The sequence below is a fragment of the Bacillus sp. WC2503 genome (assembly GCF_052682895.1).
Genome location: NZ_JBQYMD010000001.1, coordinates 1,355,292 through 1,373,983 on the forward strand (window position 1 = coordinate 1,355,292; position 18,692 = coordinate 1,373,983).

Annotated in this window: 15 protein-coding genes; 11 read left to right on the forward strand and 4 right to left on the reverse strand. The window is 37.1% G+C overall.

Going from position 1 to position 18,692, the window contains the following annotated elements:
- Positions 1-13: 13 nt before the first annotated feature.
- From ACUN26_RS07155 to ACUN26_RS07165, 3 genes are read right to left on the reverse strand one after another with little or no spacing between them, the layout of a single operon-like run.
- Positions 14-2,242 (reverse strand): transglutaminase TgpA family protein, encoded by a 2,229-nt coding sequence (locus tag ACUN26_RS07155; RefSeq protein ID WP_000631293.1) that lies wholly within the window; start codon positions 2,240-2,242, stop codon positions 14-16.
- Positions 2,239-3,453 (reverse strand): DUF58 domain-containing protein, encoded by a 1,215-nt coding sequence (locus tag ACUN26_RS07160; RefSeq protein ID WP_000826184.1) that lies wholly within the window; start codon positions 3,451-3,453, stop codon positions 2,239-2,241. Before ACUN26_RS07160 ends, ACUN26_RS07155 begins: the two co-directional genes overlap by 4 nt.
- Positions 3,453-4,415, reverse strand: a complete 963-nt coding sequence (locus ACUN26_RS07165) for an AAA family ATPase (protein WP_000113093.1) — start codon at positions 4,413-4,415, stop codon at positions 3,453-3,455. Before ACUN26_RS07165 ends, ACUN26_RS07160 begins: the two co-directional genes overlap by 1 nt.
- A gap of 651 nt (positions 4,416-5,066) precedes the next feature.
- Here ACUN26_RS07165 and ACUN26_RS07170 point away from each other — a divergent pair.
- Genes ACUN26_RS07170 through narI form a run of 4 tightly spaced genes read left to right on the forward strand, consistent with a single transcriptional unit; the run spans position 5,067 to position 11,472 of the window.
- Positions 5,067-8,750, forward strand: a complete 3,684-nt coding sequence (locus ACUN26_RS07170) for a nitrate reductase subunit alpha (protein WP_000729099.1) — start codon at positions 5,067-5,069, stop codon at positions 8,748-8,750.
- Positions 8,740-10,215, forward strand: a complete 1,476-nt coding sequence (gene narH / locus ACUN26_RS07175) for a nitrate reductase subunit beta (RefSeq protein WP_000692707.1) — start codon at positions 8,740-8,742, stop codon at positions 10,213-10,215. The genes ACUN26_RS07170 and narH overlap by 11 nt, the downstream gene beginning before the upstream one ends.
- Positions 10,216-10,234: 19 nt before the next feature.
- On the forward strand, positions 10,235-10,765 hold the full coding sequence (gene narJ, locus ACUN26_RS07180) for a nitrate reductase molybdenum cofactor assembly chaperone (RefSeq protein ID WP_002093771.1): 531 nt from the start codon (positions 10,235-10,237) through the stop codon (positions 10,763-10,765).
- 17 nt (positions 10,766-10,782) lie between these two features.
- On the forward strand, positions 10,783-11,472 hold the full coding sequence (gene narI / locus ACUN26_RS07185; protein ID WP_000969188.1) for a respiratory nitrate reductase subunit gamma: 690 nt from the start codon (positions 10,783-10,785) through the stop codon (positions 11,470-11,472).
- Positions 11,473-11,614: 142 nt separating this feature from the next.
- Here narI and ACUN26_RS07190 read toward each other — a convergent pair whose 3' ends face one another.
- Positions 11,615-12,307 (reverse strand): Crp/Fnr family transcriptional regulator, encoded by a 693-nt coding sequence (locus ACUN26_RS07190; RefSeq protein WP_000013862.1) that lies wholly within the window; start codon positions 12,305-12,307, stop codon positions 11,615-11,617.
- 378 nt (positions 12,308-12,685) lie between these two features.
- Here ACUN26_RS07190 and moaA point away from each other — a divergent pair, with 378 nt between their 5' ends.
- The 7 genes from moaA to ACUN26_RS07225 all read left to right on the forward strand — a co-directional run bounded on the left by moaA (position 12,686) and on the right by ACUN26_RS07225 (position 18,615).
- Complete coding sequence (gene moaA, locus ACUN26_RS07195) at positions 12,686-13,699, forward strand: GTP 3',8-cyclase MoaA (protein ID WP_000544630.1); 1,014 nt, start codon at positions 12,686-12,688, stop codon at positions 13,697-13,699.
- A 17-nt stretch (positions 13,700-13,716) separates the two neighbouring features.
- Entirely contained in the window at positions 13,717-14,730 is a 1,014-nt protein-coding gene (locus ACUN26_RS07200) for a molybdopterin-synthase adenylyltransferase MoeB (RefSeq protein WP_001158119.1), read from the forward strand.
- A 42-nt stretch (positions 14,731-14,772) separates the two neighbouring features.
- A complete protein-coding gene (locus ACUN26_RS07205; protein ID WP_000890811.1) occupies positions 14,773-16,062 on the forward strand; it encodes a molybdopterin molybdotransferase MoeA in 1,290 nt (429 codons plus the stop codon).
- 44 nt (positions 16,063-16,106) lie between these two features.
- Positions 16,107-16,577 carry a molybdenum cofactor biosynthesis protein MoaE gene (locus ACUN26_RS07210; RefSeq protein WP_000149947.1) on the forward strand — a complete coding sequence of 157 codons (471 nt, stop codon included), beginning with the start codon at positions 16,107-16,109 and terminating at the stop codon, positions 16,575-16,577.
- Entirely contained in the window at positions 16,574-16,807 is a 234-nt protein-coding gene (gene moaD, locus ACUN26_RS07215; protein WP_000573668.1) for a molybdopterin converting factor subunit 1, read from the forward strand. The genes ACUN26_RS07210 and moaD overlap by 4 nt, the downstream gene beginning before the upstream one ends.
- A gap of 80 nt (positions 16,808-16,887) precedes the next feature.
- Positions 16,888-18,057 (forward strand): nitrate transporter NarK, encoded by a 1,170-nt coding sequence (narK, locus tag ACUN26_RS07220; protein ID WP_000841860.1) that lies wholly within the window; start codon positions 16,888-16,890, stop codon positions 18,055-18,057.
- A gap of 54 nt (positions 18,058-18,111) precedes the next feature.
- On the forward strand, positions 18,112-18,615 hold the full coding sequence (locus ACUN26_RS07225; protein WP_000995726.1) for a hypothetical protein: 504 nt from the start codon (positions 18,112-18,114) through the stop codon (positions 18,613-18,615).
- Positions 18,616-18,692: the final 77 nt, after the last annotated feature.

An 18,692-nucleotide genomic window follows, 5' to 3' on the forward strand; every position in this document is an offset into this window, starting at 1 on the left:
CACATGATCAAGATTAAATCACTGTATCGAATTCATTTGATTTAGGTAGAGAAGCTGCTTTTTTCATAAGCACTTCCCATAAGTGTACGGATTTCTTCCATTCGGCTGCGGTCTGTCCGTTTTGATACATAGCGTTCTCATAACTGAAAGTAAGTTGTTGCATATCGGCCGAGTTGTAAAGTGTATCGATGCGGAGAGCGTATTCTCGGAATGTTTGACTTTCCCCCCGTGGTATGCCAATTCTCGCAAATTGTTTTAAAAGTGCGTCGTAAGCTTTTTGATAAACAACATCATCTTTTCGGTATTTATAGAAAAGAATAATAAAAAATGTAATCCATTTCATTCTAGTAGTGAAGAGAATGTATCCGATGATACTAATTGGTATCGTAGAGAGGAATACGTACCACCAAGAAAAACTAGTTTTAGAATTTGTGACCTTTTTAGTAGAAGTTTTTTCTGTATTTTCTATTAAACTTTTAAGTTTTGCTTCATTATTTCGTTGATGTATTTGCTGGTTATTAGAATTATTTGCTTCGCTATTTTGTGAAATAGGAGCAGGCGTATTATTTATAAAATTATAGGGATTGGTAAATCCTTTTGTTGGTTCGAATGGAATCCATCCGTATCCTGGGAAATATACTTCGACCCAAGAGTGTGCGTTATCGTTCGTGATTTTATAAATATCCTGACCTTCTGCAGAGGCAAGTGTATTGTCAAGAGTTCCTTCTGTATAACCTTTTACCCAGCGAGCAGGAATCCCAGCAGAACGAAGTAACACGATCATAGACGTCGAAAAATTATTACAGTAGCCGCTTTTTGTATCGAAAAGGAATTGATCTACATAATCTTGACTTTTGGCAGGGTACAAGACATTCGTTGATTCGTATGTAAAAGAGTTGTCTGCGAAGTAATTTTCAATAGCTAATACTTTATCATACCGGTTGTCTTTATCATTTGTAAGATTGACAGCCAAGTCTTTTACTCGCTGTGGTAATGATTCGGGAAGTTGTGTGTACTTTGTCATGAAATAAGGATTTGTTTCTTGACCTTCATTCGTGTTTACAGCTTTCAAGTTTTCTATGGGAAATTCCGGGATCTCATACGTTACTTTATATGAATGTAAAGTAGTAGAGGAGTCTCCGTGCATCGTATAGATTTTTTCAGAAAATGGGTCAACGCTGTATGATACATCTGAGGAAGCCTCAACTGATACTAATCCTGCTGGGTAGGTAAGGTGAAAATCACTTTTTTGCATGGTGATGGTTGCTTCGGTTGTTTCCGTTTTTGTATTTTGTTCGTACCAGCTCACGACGTCGTTTTTACTTTTAAAAGAAATCTTTTTTTGATTTTCAGAAACTTCCCAGCCTTTTCCTGTATAAAAATCTTTCGTTTCTACTCTCCAATATTGTTTGTTTTGCGTTTGTGCTGTGAAAACAATTGTAGGATCAGCCTGAAAAGGACCACCTAATCTCGAGTCATCTAAACCATACCCAATTGTAGAAACTTCTTGTTTTTTACTCGCTTCGGATGTGTTGAATTTTAAAAAATTCATTGGGTTTGGCCATTGAGGGCCGAATTTTGGAGCAAAGTATGCGATGGTTGCTGACAATACAATAAATATTGTAAGAGGTCTAAGTAATTTTGAGATTTCTCTATCATAATTTTGTAAGTGTTCCATCTCTTTTATTCGTTCTATTCGAAGAAGACTAAGCATAAAAAATCCGATGACAACAGTACGAATAATAGCGTAGTTTGCATTGTATAAATGTAAGTTATGAAAAGTTGTGATATAAATAATAGTCAATACAAGAAATAACAACCCACGTTTTTTATGAATCATCCAAAAAGAGATGAAAGAACTCAAAAACCAAAATGATAGAAAAAATAAAACTGTTGGAAAAACTGGAGAAATATCTAGCAAATTCCCCTGGAATAACAGGGAGGAATTTTGAGAAATATCAGTAAAAAATTTCGTTAGCCAAGATGGATTTATAAAAGCATTTTTATAATATAGGAAATGAATGATGAATAAAATCGTGATGATCTTTATAGCAATTTGCCACCTCGTTTGAAAAAAAGAGAGAGTGAAGCAAATTCCTATAAATATTACAAAAATATCTAATCTACCTACGTTTGTAATACCTATAAGGGGTCTTAGCCATTCTAGTAAAAGTAGAAATGCGCATGCATGCATGTAAAAACTGTTCATATCCAATTGTTTTTTTGTATGTAATGTTATCATTTGCTCACCTCAAAAAACACGTTTGCATACCGGTTTTCATAAACCGCGTTTACAAATATTTTTCTTTTTTGTAGAGTTTCTAGTATACTTAGTTCTCGATGTGAGAGTTGATTCGCTTTTTCTTTCACGACAAACACCATTAATTTTCTATTTTTTATAGCAGCACAGTCAGCCGCCTTTTGAATATCGGGAGAAAGACCGCTTGTCACGAGTATAATCGTGACGGGCTGATACATTTTTCTTAATTCCATTTCTACACTCTGGGAGAGCGGGAATACACTGTCTGCTTGTACTTTCGCTAAATGGCAAAAGATTTGTTGCAACTGAGTATCTCCATTGTCTAATGGGAAAATAGTTCGTTCTTTTCCGACAGACACGAATGACGCTGGTGAATTTTGCTTCAAGACAGCCCTTACAATAGAGGCAGTAAACGTTACGACTGATTCGAATAGAGGGGATTCAGTTCTGTCCATGAATATCATGATATTATGGCTACGCTGTTGTTCAAACTCTTTCGTCATAATATTGTTTGTTCGTGCAGTTGCTTTCCAATCAATCCATGAAAAGCGATCACCAGGTTTATAGTCTCTGACGCCGACAGAGACTGTAGAGTCTTTTGCTGAATGTATATTTGCTGAAAGCGCCCCTTGTTCGAAATGATTTTCCAATTGTCGATACGCTATATCTACATACTGGGGATAGACTAAAAATGTATCTGGAACTGAAAAAGTTACTTCTTTCTCTATCATACCGAATAGATCGCCAGTTTTGACGCGTACGCTTGAAAAAGTGTGTTCTCCTCTAGGGATTGTATCAATAACATATTGAAACGAAATATTTCGTTTCAATCCCGGAAAGAGTATGACCTTATTCATCTTTGCTTGTCTACAACTTGTAAATGGTGGTGGCAGTTCATCTTCTATAACTAAATAAAGTAAGGGAAAAGGAAATTTTCTTTTTATTGTAATCGTGCTTACAAATTGTTCTCCTGCTGCATATTTGTTTTGGTTTGTTATTCGTTTTACTTCAGCGTCCCGTAAAGCGTAGAAGGGGAGTAGTAGTGAATAAAGGCCAATAGGAATCGTACTGTAAAACAAAAACCAACTTACAAATCCTCCTTGAAGCATAGCATACACAAATGTTAAGACTACGCATAAAGGGATTAGCGATAACTTCGTAACGTGATATAGTGCTCGTAGTAGTCGCTTCATCAAAGGTTCTTCGTCCTTTGAGTCGGCACAGTAGTTCGTGCAACGATTTTGGCGATAACTTGTTCTCCTGTTATTCCTTCAAATCTTGCTTCCATTTTTAGAATGAGTCTGTGAGCTAAAACGTAAGGAGCTAAAAATTTAACATCGTCTGGAATAACATAATTTCTACCATGGATGAATGCATAAGCTTGTGAAGCTTTCATTAAAGCAATTGAGCCACGTGGACTTGCACCTAGTTGTATAGAACTATAAGAACGAGTCTGATTAACAAGCTTTACAATGTAATGCTTGATTGCTTTGTCCATACTTACTTCCCGTACACTTTGTTGTAAATAAAGTAATTCTTCTATTGTTGTAATAGCTTGTAAATGGGAGAGTGGGTTTGTTTTTTCCATCCGGTTTAAAATTTCAAATTCTTCTTCTGGTGTAGGATATCCCATTGTTAGCTTCAACAAGAAACGATCGAGTTGAGCTTCTGGTAAAGGATATGTTCCTTCATATTCGACCGGGTTTTGTGTAGCCATGACAAAGAAAGGTTTTGGTAACGATCTTGTAATGCCATCTATTGTGATAGTGCCTTCTTCCATACTTTCAAGTAAGGCAGATTGTGTCTTTGGGGATGTACGATTAATTTCATCAGCAAGTACAAAATTCCCCATGATTGGTCCAGGCTTGAACTCAAATTGGAGCTCTTTCGGATTATAAATAGAAACACCTGTTACATCTGACGGCAGTAAATCAGGTGTGAATTGAATCCGCTTGTAATCGGCGTCAATGGATTTAGAAAGAGTGCGTACTAGCATTGTTTTCCCAACGCCAGGAACATCTTCTAATAGTACATGACCTTCAGCTAAAAGAGCTGTCATGGTTAAAATCGTTTCTTTTCGTTTTCCGACCATTAATTTTTCAATATTGTTGATTATTTTTTCTACAATGGGATGTAATGAATCAAGACGGGCCATCGTAATCCTCCTAATTTTATTATCTTTTCTAATTCATTTTTATGTTAAAGAAAAGGAGTCCCTTCATTTTAATGCAGTATAATAGTAATCTAAGAGGCAAGTAGGAATGGTGTATATAAGTTCATAGTGAGAACTTATATAAATAGGAAAAAACGTAAATGTTAAAAAATCATGGTGAGATACTTTATAATTTCTATGTCCAAAAAGGAAATCCCACTCGTAATTTTATGAATATTCAGATTATATGTGTGGATAACATTTAGTATAATTGTTTCCGTAAATAAGAGCAATACCGTAAATAATGATTTATAGTTATATCTCGCTATTTGTGGGCTGATAATCAGTGGGGGACGAACAAAACCTCCACTGATTAAAGTTTCACTTTATATAAAAACGTAGGAATCTCTCCTGCGTTTTTTCTTATGCAAAAAAAGGTGAATCCTCAAAATGCTATTTTCCTAATAAGCTCACGGCTGACCGAAATCTTCACAACAAAAAAAAGTAATCTTTATTTATAAATGTTTCCCCGTAAACCGGTTTCCAAATGAATTTATGACAATCTCTTGAACTGTGCGAAATGTCACATCTGTATTTTACAACCTCTTTTATAGTAAGGGTATGTAAGAGAGACGTATTAAAGGAGTGAACAGTATGAAGAAGAAACCTTCAGCACTAATGAGACGTTTAAAATATTTTTCACCAATAGATCGTTATAACGATAATCATACACAAGAAACATATGAAGATCGTGAATGGGAAAATGTGTACAGAAAGCGATGGCAACATGATAAAGTAATCCGTTCTACACATGGCGTGAACTGTACTGGTTCATGTAGTTGGAACATTTATGTGAAAGATGGAATTGTAACTTGGGAAGGGCAGGAGCTTAACTATCCAACAACAGGTCCAGATATGCCTGACTTTGAACCACGAGGATGTCCACGTGGAGCGAGTTTTTCCTGGTACATTTATAGTCCACTTCGTGTGAAATATCCGTATGTACGTGGTGTTCTTTGGAGTATGTGGCAAGAGGAATTACAAAATAACAAGTCACCACTAGATGCTTGGAAAAGCATTGTGGAAAACCCTGAAAAAGCACGTAAGTATAAGCAGGCGCGTGGTAAAGGTGGATTTATTCGTGCGAATTGGGATGAAGTATTACAACTCGTTTCTGCTTCGTTACTTTACACAATCATTAAATACGGCCCAGACCGAAATGTTGGTTTTTCACCAATTCCAGCTATGTCGATGTTAAGTCATGCAGCGGGTAGCCGCTTTATGCAACTTATGGGCGGGCCGATGCTTAGCTTCTATGATTGGTACGCGGATTTACCACCAGCTTCTCCGCAAATTTGGGGTGATCAAACAGATGTACCAGAAAGTAGCGATTGGTATAACTCTGGTTACATTATGACATGGGGTTCAAATGTACCGATGACGAGAACGCCAGATGCACACTTTTTAGCCGAAGTTCGATATAAAGGAACGAAAGTTGTTTCTGTCAGTCCTGACTTCGCTGAGTCTACAAAATTTGCGGATGATTGGATTAGTGTGAAACAAGGTACAGACGGTGCACTTGCGATGGCAATGGGGCATGTGATCTTACAAGAATTTTACGTAGATAATCAAGTGGAATACTTCACAAAGTATGCGAAGCAATATACTGATTTTCCTTTCTTTGTCACATTGAAACAAAAAGGAGATCAATTCGTCGCTGATCGTTTCTTAAATGCTACTGATATTGGACGAGAAACAAAGTTAGGAGAATGGAAGCCTGTTCTTTGGAACGAGAACACGAAAGATTTTGCAACACCTCACGGCACAATGGGGTCACGTTGGGATAATGAAAAGAAATGGAATTTACGTTTAGAAGATGAACAAACAGGTGAAAAGATTGATCCACGTCTTTCTTTACTTGGAATGGAAGACGCTGTGGGAACGGTACAAATTCCGTACTTCTCAGATGATGGAAATAAAGTATTGGAACGTACAATTCCAGTGAAAAAAATTATGACAGAAGAAGGCGAAGTGTTCGTTACAACTGTATACGACTTAACGTTGGCAAATTACGGTGTGAACCGAGGGCTCGGCGGACAAGAGCCGAAAGATTTCAATGATGATGTACCATTTACACCTGCATGGCAAGAGAAAATGACAGGAGTGAAACGAGAGCTTATTATTCAAATTGCTCGTGAGTTTGCACAAAACGCAGTTGATACGGATGGGCGCTCGATGATTATTGTAGGGGCCGGTATTAACCATTGGTTTAATTCTGATACGATTTATCGCGCAGTTTTAAACCTTGTTCTTCTCGTTGGAGCACAAGGCGTAAACGGTGGCGGTTGGGCGCATTATGTCGGTCAAGAAAAATTACGACCAGCAGAAGGATGGCAAACAATCGCGATGGCAAAAGATTGGCAAGGGCCACCGAAATTACAAAATGGTACATCTTTCTTCTATTTCGTAACAGATCAATGGCGTTATGAAGATACACCGGTTGGACATTTAGCATCACCAATTGAGGGCAACTCTCGTTATCAACATCACGGTGATTACAACGTATTAGCGGCACGACTTGGCTGGTTACCTTCTTATCCGACATTCGAGAAAAATGGAATTGAATTATATAAAGAAGCTGTTGCTGCTGGTGCAACAACGCAAGAAGAAATCGGAAAATACGTTGCACAAAAACTAAAAGAAAAAGAACTAAAATTTGCGATTGAAGATCCAGATAATAAAAACAACTTCCCGCGCAACTTATTCGTATGGCGTGCCAACTTAATTTCAAGTTCTGGTAAAGGCCACGAATATTTCTTAAAACATTTATTAGGCACAACAAATGGATTAATGAATGACGATAGTGATTCGTTGCGACCAGAAGAAATTAAGTGGCATGAAGAAGCGCCAGAAGGGAAGCTTGATCTACTCATTAATTTAGATTTCCGTATGGCTGGAACAGCGCTCTATTCTGACATCGTCTTACCTGCTTCAACTTGGTATGAAAAGCATGATTTAAGCAGTACGGATATGCATCCATTTGTACATCCATTTAATCCAGCAATCGGTTCACCGTGGGAAGCACGCTCTGATTGGGATATTTTCACCGCTCTTTCTAAAGCTGTGTCAGATTTAGCGAAGAAAATCGACCTTGAACCAATGAAAGAAGTCGTTGCAACACCACTTCTTCACGATACACCGCAAGAATTAGCGCAACCACTTGGCAAGATTAAAGACTGGAGTAAAGGTGAGTGTGAACCAATACCGGGTAAAACGATGCCACAAATTCATGTTGTCGAAAGGGATTATAAAACAATTTATGACAAGATGACTGCACTAGGACCAAATGCTGGAAAACAACCAATTGGTACGAAAGGTATTTCTTGGTCAGCAGAAAAAGAGTATGAGCAATTAAAGAGCAAATTAGGAGTTGTTCGAACGGATTCTATTGCGAAAGGTTGCCCAGACATAAAAGAAGCAATCAATGCTGCTGAGGCGGTATTAACGCTTTCTTCGACAACAAACGGTCATATGGCTGTAAAAGCATGGGAAGCACTTGAAAAACAAACGGATTTAAAACTGCGTGATTTAGCAGAAGAACGTGAAGAAGAATGCTTCACATTCGAACAAATTACAGCACAGCCGAAAACAGTAATTACTTCTCCAGCTTTTACAGGTTCTGAAAAAGGTGGACGCCGTTATTCACCATTTACAACAAATGTGGAACGTCTTATTCCTTGGAGAACGATAACGGGTCGACAATCTTTCTACTTAGATCATGACATGATGAAAGAATTCGGTGAAACGATGGCAACATTTAAACCAATTCTGCAACATAAACCGTTCCGAAAATCACGTCCCGAAGTAGAAGGAAAAGAAATTACACTAAACTATTTAACACCGCATAATAAGTGGTCGATTCATAGTATGTACTTCGATTCATTACCGATGTTAACGTTATTTAGAGGTGGTCCAACTGTTTGGATGAATAAAGATGATGCGAATGAAGCTGGCGTCGCAGATAATGATTGGATCGAGTGCTTTAACCGTAACGGTGTTGTTGTAGCACGTGCTGTCGTAACGCACCGTATACCGAGAGGGATGGCATTTATGCACCATGCACAAGATCGCCACATTAACGTGCCTGGTACGAAATTAACAAGCACCCGCGGGGGAACACATAATAGTCCAACCCGTATTCATGTTAAACCAACACATATGATTGGTGGATATGGCCAATTAAGCTATGGATTTAACTACTATGGTCCGACTGGGAATCAGCGTGACTTAAATGTTGTAATCCGTAAACTGAAGGAGGTAGATTGGCTTGAAGATTAAAGCACAAGTCGGAATGGTAATGAACCTAGATAAATGCATCGGCTGCCATACTTGTAGCGTAACATGCAAAAACACCTGGACAAATCGTCCAGGTGCTGAATATATGTACTTCAATAACGTAGAAACGAAACCTGGAATTGGTTATCCGAAACAATGGGAAGATCAAGAGAAATATAAAGGCGGCTGGGAATTGAGAAATGGTGAAATTCAGCTGAAATCAGGTTCGAAAATGAAACGCCTTATGAATATTTTCCACAATCCAGATCAACCAACCATCGACGATTACTTTGAACCTTGGAACTATGATTATGAAACATTAACAAATAGCCCGCAGCGTAAGCATCAACCAGTTGCTCGTCCGAAATCAGCAATTACAGGCGAATTTATCGACAAAATTGAATGGGGTCCAAACTGGGAAGATGATTTAGCTGGTGGACATATAACAGGATTGCAAGATCCGAACGTAAAGAAAATGGAAGAAGAAATTAAAACAGATTTTGAAAATGTCTTTATGATGTATTTACCACGCATATGCGAACATTGTATGAATCCATCTTGCGTATCTTCTTGTCCATCTGGTGCGATGTATAAACGTGAAGAAGATGGGATTGTTCTTGTGGATCAAAATGCATGTCGTGCTTGGAGGTTCTGCGTATCTTCTTGTCCATATAAAAAAGTGTATTTTAACTGGCAAACGAATAAAGCAGAAAAATGTACAATGTGTTTCCCGCGTATTGAAGCTGGTATGCCAACGATTTGTTCGGAAACATGTGTAGGACGTATCAGGTATATTGGGGTAATGCTATATGACGCTGACAAAGTGAAAGAAGCAGCTTCTGTTGAAGATGAAAAAGATTTATATGAATCTCAGCTTACTGTTTTTCTAGATCCAAATGATCCAGAAGTAGCAGCTGAAGCGAAAAAACAAGGCATTCCTGAAGAATGGATTAAAGCAGCACAAGAGTCACCGATCTATAAAATGATTATCGATTGGAAAATTGCTCTGCCTCTTCATCCAGAGTACCGTACAATGCCAATGGTTTGGTATATCCCCCCGCTTAGCCCGATTATGAATATGGTGGAAGGGAAAGGAAGTAACTGGCAAGCAGAAGAGATTTTCCCTGCTATCGATAATATGCGTATCCCAATTCAATATTTAGCGAACCTACTCACTGCAGGAGATGAATCCCACATTCGTCTTACGTTGAAAAAAATGGCTGTCATGCGGACGCATATGAGAGCATTGCAAATTAATAAAGAACCAAATGAAGCAGTATTAAAAGAAATTGGTTTAACGAAACAGGATGTAGAAGATATGTATCGTCTTCTTGCTATCGCGAAATATAAAGATCGCTTCGTCATTCCGGGCACTCACCGTGAACAAGTTGCTGATTTATATAGTGAACAAGGAAGCTGTGGTTTATCCTTCGCAGGTGGGCCAGGGTCTTGCATGACAATTTCTTAAATAAAGGGGGCGGAAAATGATGAAACAAAGTTTACAAACTGCTTTTTCTTGTTCTTCTTTTCTTCTCTCCTATCCGGAACTTGGGTGGGGAGAAGCTTTAACTGAAGTACAAGAAGAGATTGAAGCAATTGAACAAGAAGACGTTAAAGCAGCACTTACAGCGTTTATAAAACAAGCACTAGATAAAACGAACGATCAATTAATTGATCCTTACGTATATACATTTGATTTTGGTAAAAAGACAAATATGTATTTAACTTATATGAACACAGGTGAACAAAGAGAAAGAGGTATTGAATTATTAGAGTTAAAACAGCATTATAAAAAATCTGGTTTTGAAGTAACAGATAAAGAACTACCGGATTATTTACCGCTTTTGCTTGAGTTTTTTGCAAATGCAAATGAGCAAGATAGTGAGCCAATTATGAGTAAATACAAGGAAAATATACAAGCATTGCACGTTCAATTAAAAGAAGCTGATAGTATGTATGAACCAATTCTTGCAGCTATTCTCCTCGCTATCGATACATGGGGTGTACAGACAAATTAGAAAGGAGAGTTGTCAAAATGATGGATCAATTTCTATGGGTGTTGTTTCCCTATATCATTTTTGCAATCTTTATCGGTGGACATATTTTCAGATACAACTATGATCAATTTGGATGGACATCAAAATCTAGTGAACTATTAGAGAAAAAAATGCTCCGGGCCGGAAGTCTATTATTCCACTTTGGGATCATGTTCGTAATTGGCGGTCATGTTATGGGGATTTTAATTCCAGAGTCCGTATACCGTTCAATAGGTATTTCTGAACATATGTATCATGTAGTAGCAATTAGTTTCGGACTTCCGGCAGGTGTTGCTTCTATCATCGGTTTAATTATATTAACGTATCGCCGTGTAACCGTAAAACGCATCATTGCAACGAGTACAACGGGAGATTATATTGCGCTTATTTTATTACTTATCGTTATGCTGGCAGGACTTTCCTCAACATTTTTAAATATCGACTCAAAAGGGTTTGATTATCGTACAACGATCGGTCCTTGGTTCCGAAGTCTCTTTATTTTCCAACCGAAAGTTGAATATATGATGGAAGTGCCTGTATGGTTTAAAATTCATATTATTGCAGCGATGGGTCTATTCGCAGTATGGCCGTTCACTAGACTTGTACATGTATTTAGTGCTCCAATTAAATACTTAAGCCGTAGTTATGTAATTTACAGAAGACGTATTCCTAATGAATTGAAAAAATAATAACGCTTTGAACAAATAGCAGCTAAAACGAAACGAGGTCTAATATGGAAGGCCTCGTTTTTATTAATATAGGGGAATAACCGTGTACGTTATAATGAAAAAGTAACGTAATATGAAAAAAGATTAGCATCTAAATAAGATGCTAATCAATGCTACAAACAGAGGTAGAACAATCTTCACAAGCAATTTCACATTTTAAAAATTGTAAATCATGAATTGTAATCTTTCCTTTAGTAATAGAAATCGTACCCTTTTTTTTCAAATCATTTAACATTCGATTTACGCTTTCACGGGAAGTTGCACAGAAGTTCGCAAGTTCTTGATTCGTTAATGGTAAATCGATGAGAATACCATTTTCCTTTAACACACCATAACTATTTGTCATTCGTATGAGAGTAGAATACAGGGCACCTTTTTTGCCGTGTAATACTAAATCGCGGAACTTCGTTTGCATTCTTCTTAAATGTTCACTAATCCATTTCATAAATTCAAATACAAGTGCGGGTTTTTGGAGTAATGCTTTTTCTAAGGTTTCACGCTTTATTACTCCTACTTCAACATCTTCAAGGCATTTTGAATTTAATAAATACTTCGCATTGTCCGTGAATAATGTTAATTCGCCAATAATGTCGTATGCCGAACAAATACGGAGTGTTAATTCTTGTCCGTCAGCACTTAGTTTACTAATTTGTACTTTTCCTGAGTGGATGATATAGAGTTCTGTTGCTTCCATACCTTCTTGAAAAATAAAACTTCCTTTTTTTATCTGCATTTTATATTCAACAGATGCAAGTAATTCCTTTAAATCTTGAGATAATGTCATACTGTTTGCCACAGCGATCACCTTTCTTCTTATAAGCAATACATTTCCTATTTTGAGTGTAAGTATGATGAAAATGCAAGAGCTATTTTAAAAAAAGTGAAATTTCAATGACCGTACGGGAAAATAAATTAATATGTTTTAAGAGTTAATGGAAGTAAAGGGGTAAATGAGTATAAGTTTTTAGTTGAAAAGATAACCAAAAAAAATTCAATATGTAAAGTAGATGAGACTAAAGATGTGAACAAAATTCGAACGGATTTGTGAAGAATTTTTGAATGGGGAAAGTAATGTGAGAAAAGTCACATTGAATATGTAGCTTCTTTTTTATAATAAAGGCAAATAAAAAATATGAAACCTACTAAGGATTGCAGTAGAAAAGAAGGGATATAGATGCACGAGAAGATGAGGGATTCGTTAGAGCGGCCACTTCAAGATTTACGTATTTCAGTTATTGATCGTTGTAATTTTAGGTGTACATACTGTATGCCAGCCGAAGTGTTCGGATCTAATTATGCTTTTTTACAGGAAGAGTTTTTATTAACATTCGATGAAATAGAAAGATTAGCTAGATTATTTATAAGTATGGGAGTCAATAAAATTAGACTTACTGGCGGTGAACCTTTATTGCGTAAAGATTTACCAAAGTTAATTGCAAGGCTTGCAAAGCTAGAAGGCTTAACAGATATTGGACTCACAACAAACGGTATTCATTTAGCAAAACAAGCTAAGGCGCTAAAAGTTGCGGGATTAAAACGTGTAAATATTAGTTTAGATGCGATAGAGGATCACGTTTTCAAAAAAATAAATGGCCGAAATGTAAGCACAAAACCTGTATTGAAAGGGATTGAAGCAGCGAAGGCAGCTGGATTAGAAGTGAAAGTAAATATGGTCGTAAAAAAAGGGATGAATGATAGTCAAATTCTTCCTATGGCTCAGTATTTTAAAGAACAAGAAATTCAGCTACGTTTTATCGAGTTTATGGATGTGGGCAGTACGAACGGCTGGAACTTTGAACAAGTCATTACGAAGGAACAATTAATAGAAAAAATTAATCGTGTATATCCGATTGAGCCCGCCCAGCCTCGTTACTTTGGAGAAGTAGCTAAAGTGTATCGATATGTAGGGAGCGATGCAGAAGTTGGCTTTATTACTTCTGTTTCTGAGTCATTTTGTTCTTCTTGTACGAGAGCTCGTATTTCGGCAGACGGAAAGTTTTTTACATGCCTATTTGGAACGAAAGGAACGGATTTGCGAACGCTTCTTCGAGAAAATATTTCTAATGCATCACTATTAAAAATTCTACAACATACATGGGAGTTTAGAAAAGATCGGTATTCAGATGAAAGAACAGCTGAAAGTGCAAATAAACGTCCAAAAGTAGAAATGTCTTACATTGGTGGATAACGAAAGGAGGGTTCCCTATGCAAGAGCGTTATTCAAGGCAAGTATTGTTTTCTGGAATTGGTGAAATGGGACAAAGAAAAATAAAAGAAAAGCATGTGCTCCTAATAGGAGCGGGTGCACTAGGAGCTGCGAATGCAGAAGCGCTCGTTAGGATGGGAATTGGGAAATTGACAATTGCTGACCGTGACTACGTTGAATGGAGTAATTTACAAAGACAACAGTTATATACAGAAGAAGATGCACAGCAGTGTAAACCGAAAGCAATTGCAGCGGCAGAGCATTTAAGAAAAATTAATTCTGAAGTAGAAATTGTACCTGTTGTAACGGATGTTACAATGCAAGAAATGGAAGAGTTAACAAAAGAAGCAGATCTTATAGTAGATGCGACTGATAATTTCGATACGCGCCTACTTATAAATGATATTTCACAAAAAGAAAATATACCTTGGATATACGGTGGATGCATTGGAAGTTACGGTGTAACGTATACGATTCTTCCTGGAGAAACACCATGTTTTCGCTGCTTAATGGATCATCCTATGGGCGGTGCAACATGCGATACAGCCGGAATCATTCAGCCAGCGGTACAAATGGTTGTTGCTCACCAAGTAACAGAAGCGATGAAAATATTGGTGGATGATTTTGAGGCGTTAAGAGGAACAATGTTATCATTTGATATTTGGAACAATCAATATCTCTCATTAAAAGTAAATAGGCAGAAAAAAAGTACATGTCCATCTTGTGGGAATGTACGCACGTATCCAAGTTTAACATTTGAAGCACAGATGAAAACGGAAGTGCTATGCGGGCGGAATACAGTTCAAATCCGTCCAGGAATAAAAAAAATTCTTAATTTAGAAGAAATTCAAAAGCGCTTACAAAAAAGTGTGAATGTCAAAAAAACTCCATATTTACTATCCTTTCTAGTAGATGAATATCGTTTTGTGTTATTTACAGACGGCAGAGCGTTTATTCATGGGACTAATGATATGAAAATGGCAAAACGGTTATACGCAAAATATATAGGATGAACAGAAAGAGAGTTTCTTCTTATCAAAACGAGGTGAAAAAGAATGTTAGAAAAACGTACACCAATCTCAGTGGCAGAAGCAGTTGCACGTGTAATGGAATATGCCTATCAAGGTGAAATGGAAAAGGTTTCTCTTACCGAAAGTTACGGAAGAGTCCTCGGAGAAGATGTTGTTGCAGATCATGATGTTCCGCATTTTGATCGCTCTCCGTACGACGGATTTGCGATTCGAACAGAAGATACAAAAGAAGCAAGTAGCAGTAACCCAATTCAGTTTGAAGTGATAGGTGAAATTGGAGCAGGTTTTGTTTTTAAAGAGGAAGTAAAAGCATTTCAAGCTGTACGTATTATGACAGGAGCCGCAATTCCAGCGGGATGTAATGCTGTTGTTATGTTAGAACTAACGGAAGGGTTTGAAGAAAACAAAAAGACTTATATGAAATTAAAACGCTCTTTCACTTCTGGTGATAACATTTCTTTTCAAGGAGAAGATGTAAAACAAAATGCCATACTTGTGAAAAAAGGGACTTCTATTAACCCTGGAGTAGCGGCACTGCTTGCTACGTTTGGTTATAGTTCCGTGCATGTTGTAAGACAGCCGGTTATTGGAATTGTAACGACAGGGAGTGAACTACTCGAAGTACATGAACAACTGAAAGAAGGGAAGATTCGAAATAGTAACTCCTATATGATCGCTGCTCAAATTGAACGAGCGGGCGGAGTTGTACAGTATTATGGACAATTCGCTGACGATTTTGAGACGTGTTATAACACTGTAAAAAAAGCGATAAAAGAAGTTGATATATTAATTACAACTGGTGGCGTTTCAGTAGGAGACTATGACTATTTACCTGCTATTTATGAGAGATTACAAGCAAATGTACTTTTCAATAAAATAGCGATGCGACCAGGAAGCGTGACAACTGTCGCTGAGCTAGAAGGAAAACTATTATTTGGTCTATCTGGTAATCCTTCTGCTTGTTATGTCGGATGTGAATTATATGTTCGACCAGTCATTGGAACATACTTGCACAGGAAAGATCCGCACTTATTTCGAGCAGAAGCAATTTTACAGAAAGACTTTCCGAAAGCAAATCCGTTTACTCGTTTTGTAAGAGGGAATGTAGAACTTGTAGATGGCCAATTACAAGTTACACCAGTCGGTTTAGATAAATCTAGCGCAATTTCTTCACTTGCAGAAGCGAATGCATGTATCGTTCTGCCGGGAGGAACGAGAGGATTTGAAGCAGGAATAACCGTTTCGGTACTGTTATTAGAATCAAGCGCCGGAAGTGAGTGGCCGTGGGAAGAGCCGCTTCGATCATACAAGTAACAGAAAAATAGATTGCTAATTTATACAAAGATAAGAGGTGCAAGATGACACATACGTATTATGAAGTAATTGATACTCCTATTTTAATTGAAGATGTTACAAGTAAAGTAATTCGCCGTGAGTGCGGTGCAGTTACTACTTTTATTGGTACTGTCAGAGAATTTACGAAAGGACGTCGCACGCTTTATTTAGAGTATGTAGCTTATAAGACAATGGCGGAAAAACAGCTTGAGAAAATTGGTGCTGAAGTAGAAGCGAAGTGGCCTGGGACATATGTGGCAATTACACATCGCATTGGTACATTAAAAATTTCTGATCTTGCTGTTGTTGTTGCTGTTTCTACACCACACCGGAAAGCGGCCTATGAGGCGAATGAATATATTATGGAGCGTATAAAACAAATTGTTCCGATTTGGAAGAAAGAGTTTTGGGAAGATGGTGAGTCATGGATAGGGGATCAGTTAGAGAAAATAGCATATGGTAATGGCGAACCTGAAAAGGAGATGAGAACATGATTGAAGTACTATTATTTGCACATTTGCAAGAAGAAGCAAGTAAGTCGGTCTTGCAAATAGATTGTGAAAATATTTCAGTTTCTGAACTAAAGGAAGTTCTGATTAAGAAATACAATGTAGCAATTTCAAACGAGATAATGGTCGCCGTAAATGAAGAATACGCAAATGAGGATGACATCATTCAAACTGGCGACGTCGTAGCAATGATTCCGCCAGTAAGTGGTGGTTGATTCTTTTCAGCCTAATCATGTTAGGACGTGATTAGGCTGGAGAGAATGAATATAACTATGCATACATAGGAGGGAACAGGATGAAAAGTCCTAATTTTCAATTAAGTTTACAAACTTCTAATCTAGTTATCGGTTTTATGGTATGGGTCATTTTATCATCATTAATGCCTTATATTAAAGCAGATATTCCATTAACTGCGGGACAAATTTCTATGGTAACAGCAGTACCGGTTATTTTAGGTTCTATTCTTCGCATTCCAATTGGTTATTGGACGAATCGTTACGGAGCAAGAAAATTATTCTTTATTAGTTTTATTCTTTTATTATTCCCTGTCTTTTACATTAGTGTTGCCAATTCTATGATGGATTTAATTATTGGTGGCTTATTTGTAGGGATTGGTGGTGCTGTATTCTCTGTAGGAGTAACTTCTTTACCAAAGTACTTTCCAAAAGAGAGCCACGGTTTTGTAAATGGTATTTACGGAGTGGGTAACGCTGGAACAGCAATTACTTCATTTTTAGCACCTGTTATTGCAACTTCAGTTGGCTGGAGAACGACAGTACAGTGTTATTTAATTTTACTTGCAGCATTTGCACTTATGAACTTTTTATTAGGAGATCGTAAAGAAAAAAAGGTGAATACACCATTAATGGAACAAATAAAAGGTGTATATAAAAATGAAAAACTTTGGTTTTTATGTATCTTTTACTTTTTAACTTTCGGATCATTCGTCGCATTTACAGTATACTTACCAAACTTTTTAGTATCTCACTTCGGATTAGAGAAAGTAGATGCAGGTATGCGGACAGCTGGCTTCATCGTATTAGCAACAATTATGCGCCCGATTGGTGGTTGGCTCGGTGATAAATTTAATCCATTTAAAATATTAATCTTCGTATTTATCGGTTTAACACTTTCAGGTATTATCCTATCATTTATGCCAAGCATGAACGTATACACATTTGGTTGCTTACTAGTCGCATTTTGTGCAGGTATTGGCAATGGTACAATCTTCAAGCTTGTGCCAATGTACTTCTCTGAGCAAGCAGGGATTGTAAATGGTGTTGTGTCAGCTTTAGGTGGACTAGGAGGGTTTTTCCCGCCATTAATTTTAACATTACTATTCCAACTAACAGGTCATTATGCAATCGGATTTATGGCGTTATCAGAAGTAGCGCTTGCTTGTTTAATTATTACAGTGTGGATGTATAGTCAAGAGAAGCTGTTAGTGATGTTAAAGAATCATTAATAGAAAAAAGGGTGCCTAGTAGAGGCATCCTTTTTTCTACTTAAACAAACAAGAATGAATTGTCTTATGTATAACAAGGGCCTTTTCGTAAATAATGTTGTTTTATTACTTAAGAATTTTATCTTTATTGATTTTATAAGAATTTCCCGCATAATTGTAACAAAGGGAGATGATTCCAAGTTGAGTAAACAGAATATCAGCACAACAGTTTCAGGAGATTTGATTGTTACCCATCTAATTGGTCAGATTAAAACAGAGGATGTGTATGAATGGTTTAATGATTTTGAGCAGGTTTGTCAGCAATTTATTTCTGAAGGGCGGAAATACAAATTATTGGTAGATAGAAAAGAATACACGCCAAATCATTTTTCTGTTCAAAAAGTATGGAAAGATAAGTTCTTCAATGAAACCATTTTGAATCATAGTAAGGCAATTGCATTTCTTCTTGAAGAAGGGGAGATACTGAATTATTTACAACAATCCAATACGAAAGAATCTGTGGAATTTTTCGATGATTATGAACAATCGCTAATTTGGTTGAATGAATATCCAATGTAAAAAATGAATTGAAAGAGTTGCTCGTAATGTTGCAGTTATCATAACATTTACTTGTTTACAAGTTGCCGACACCATTC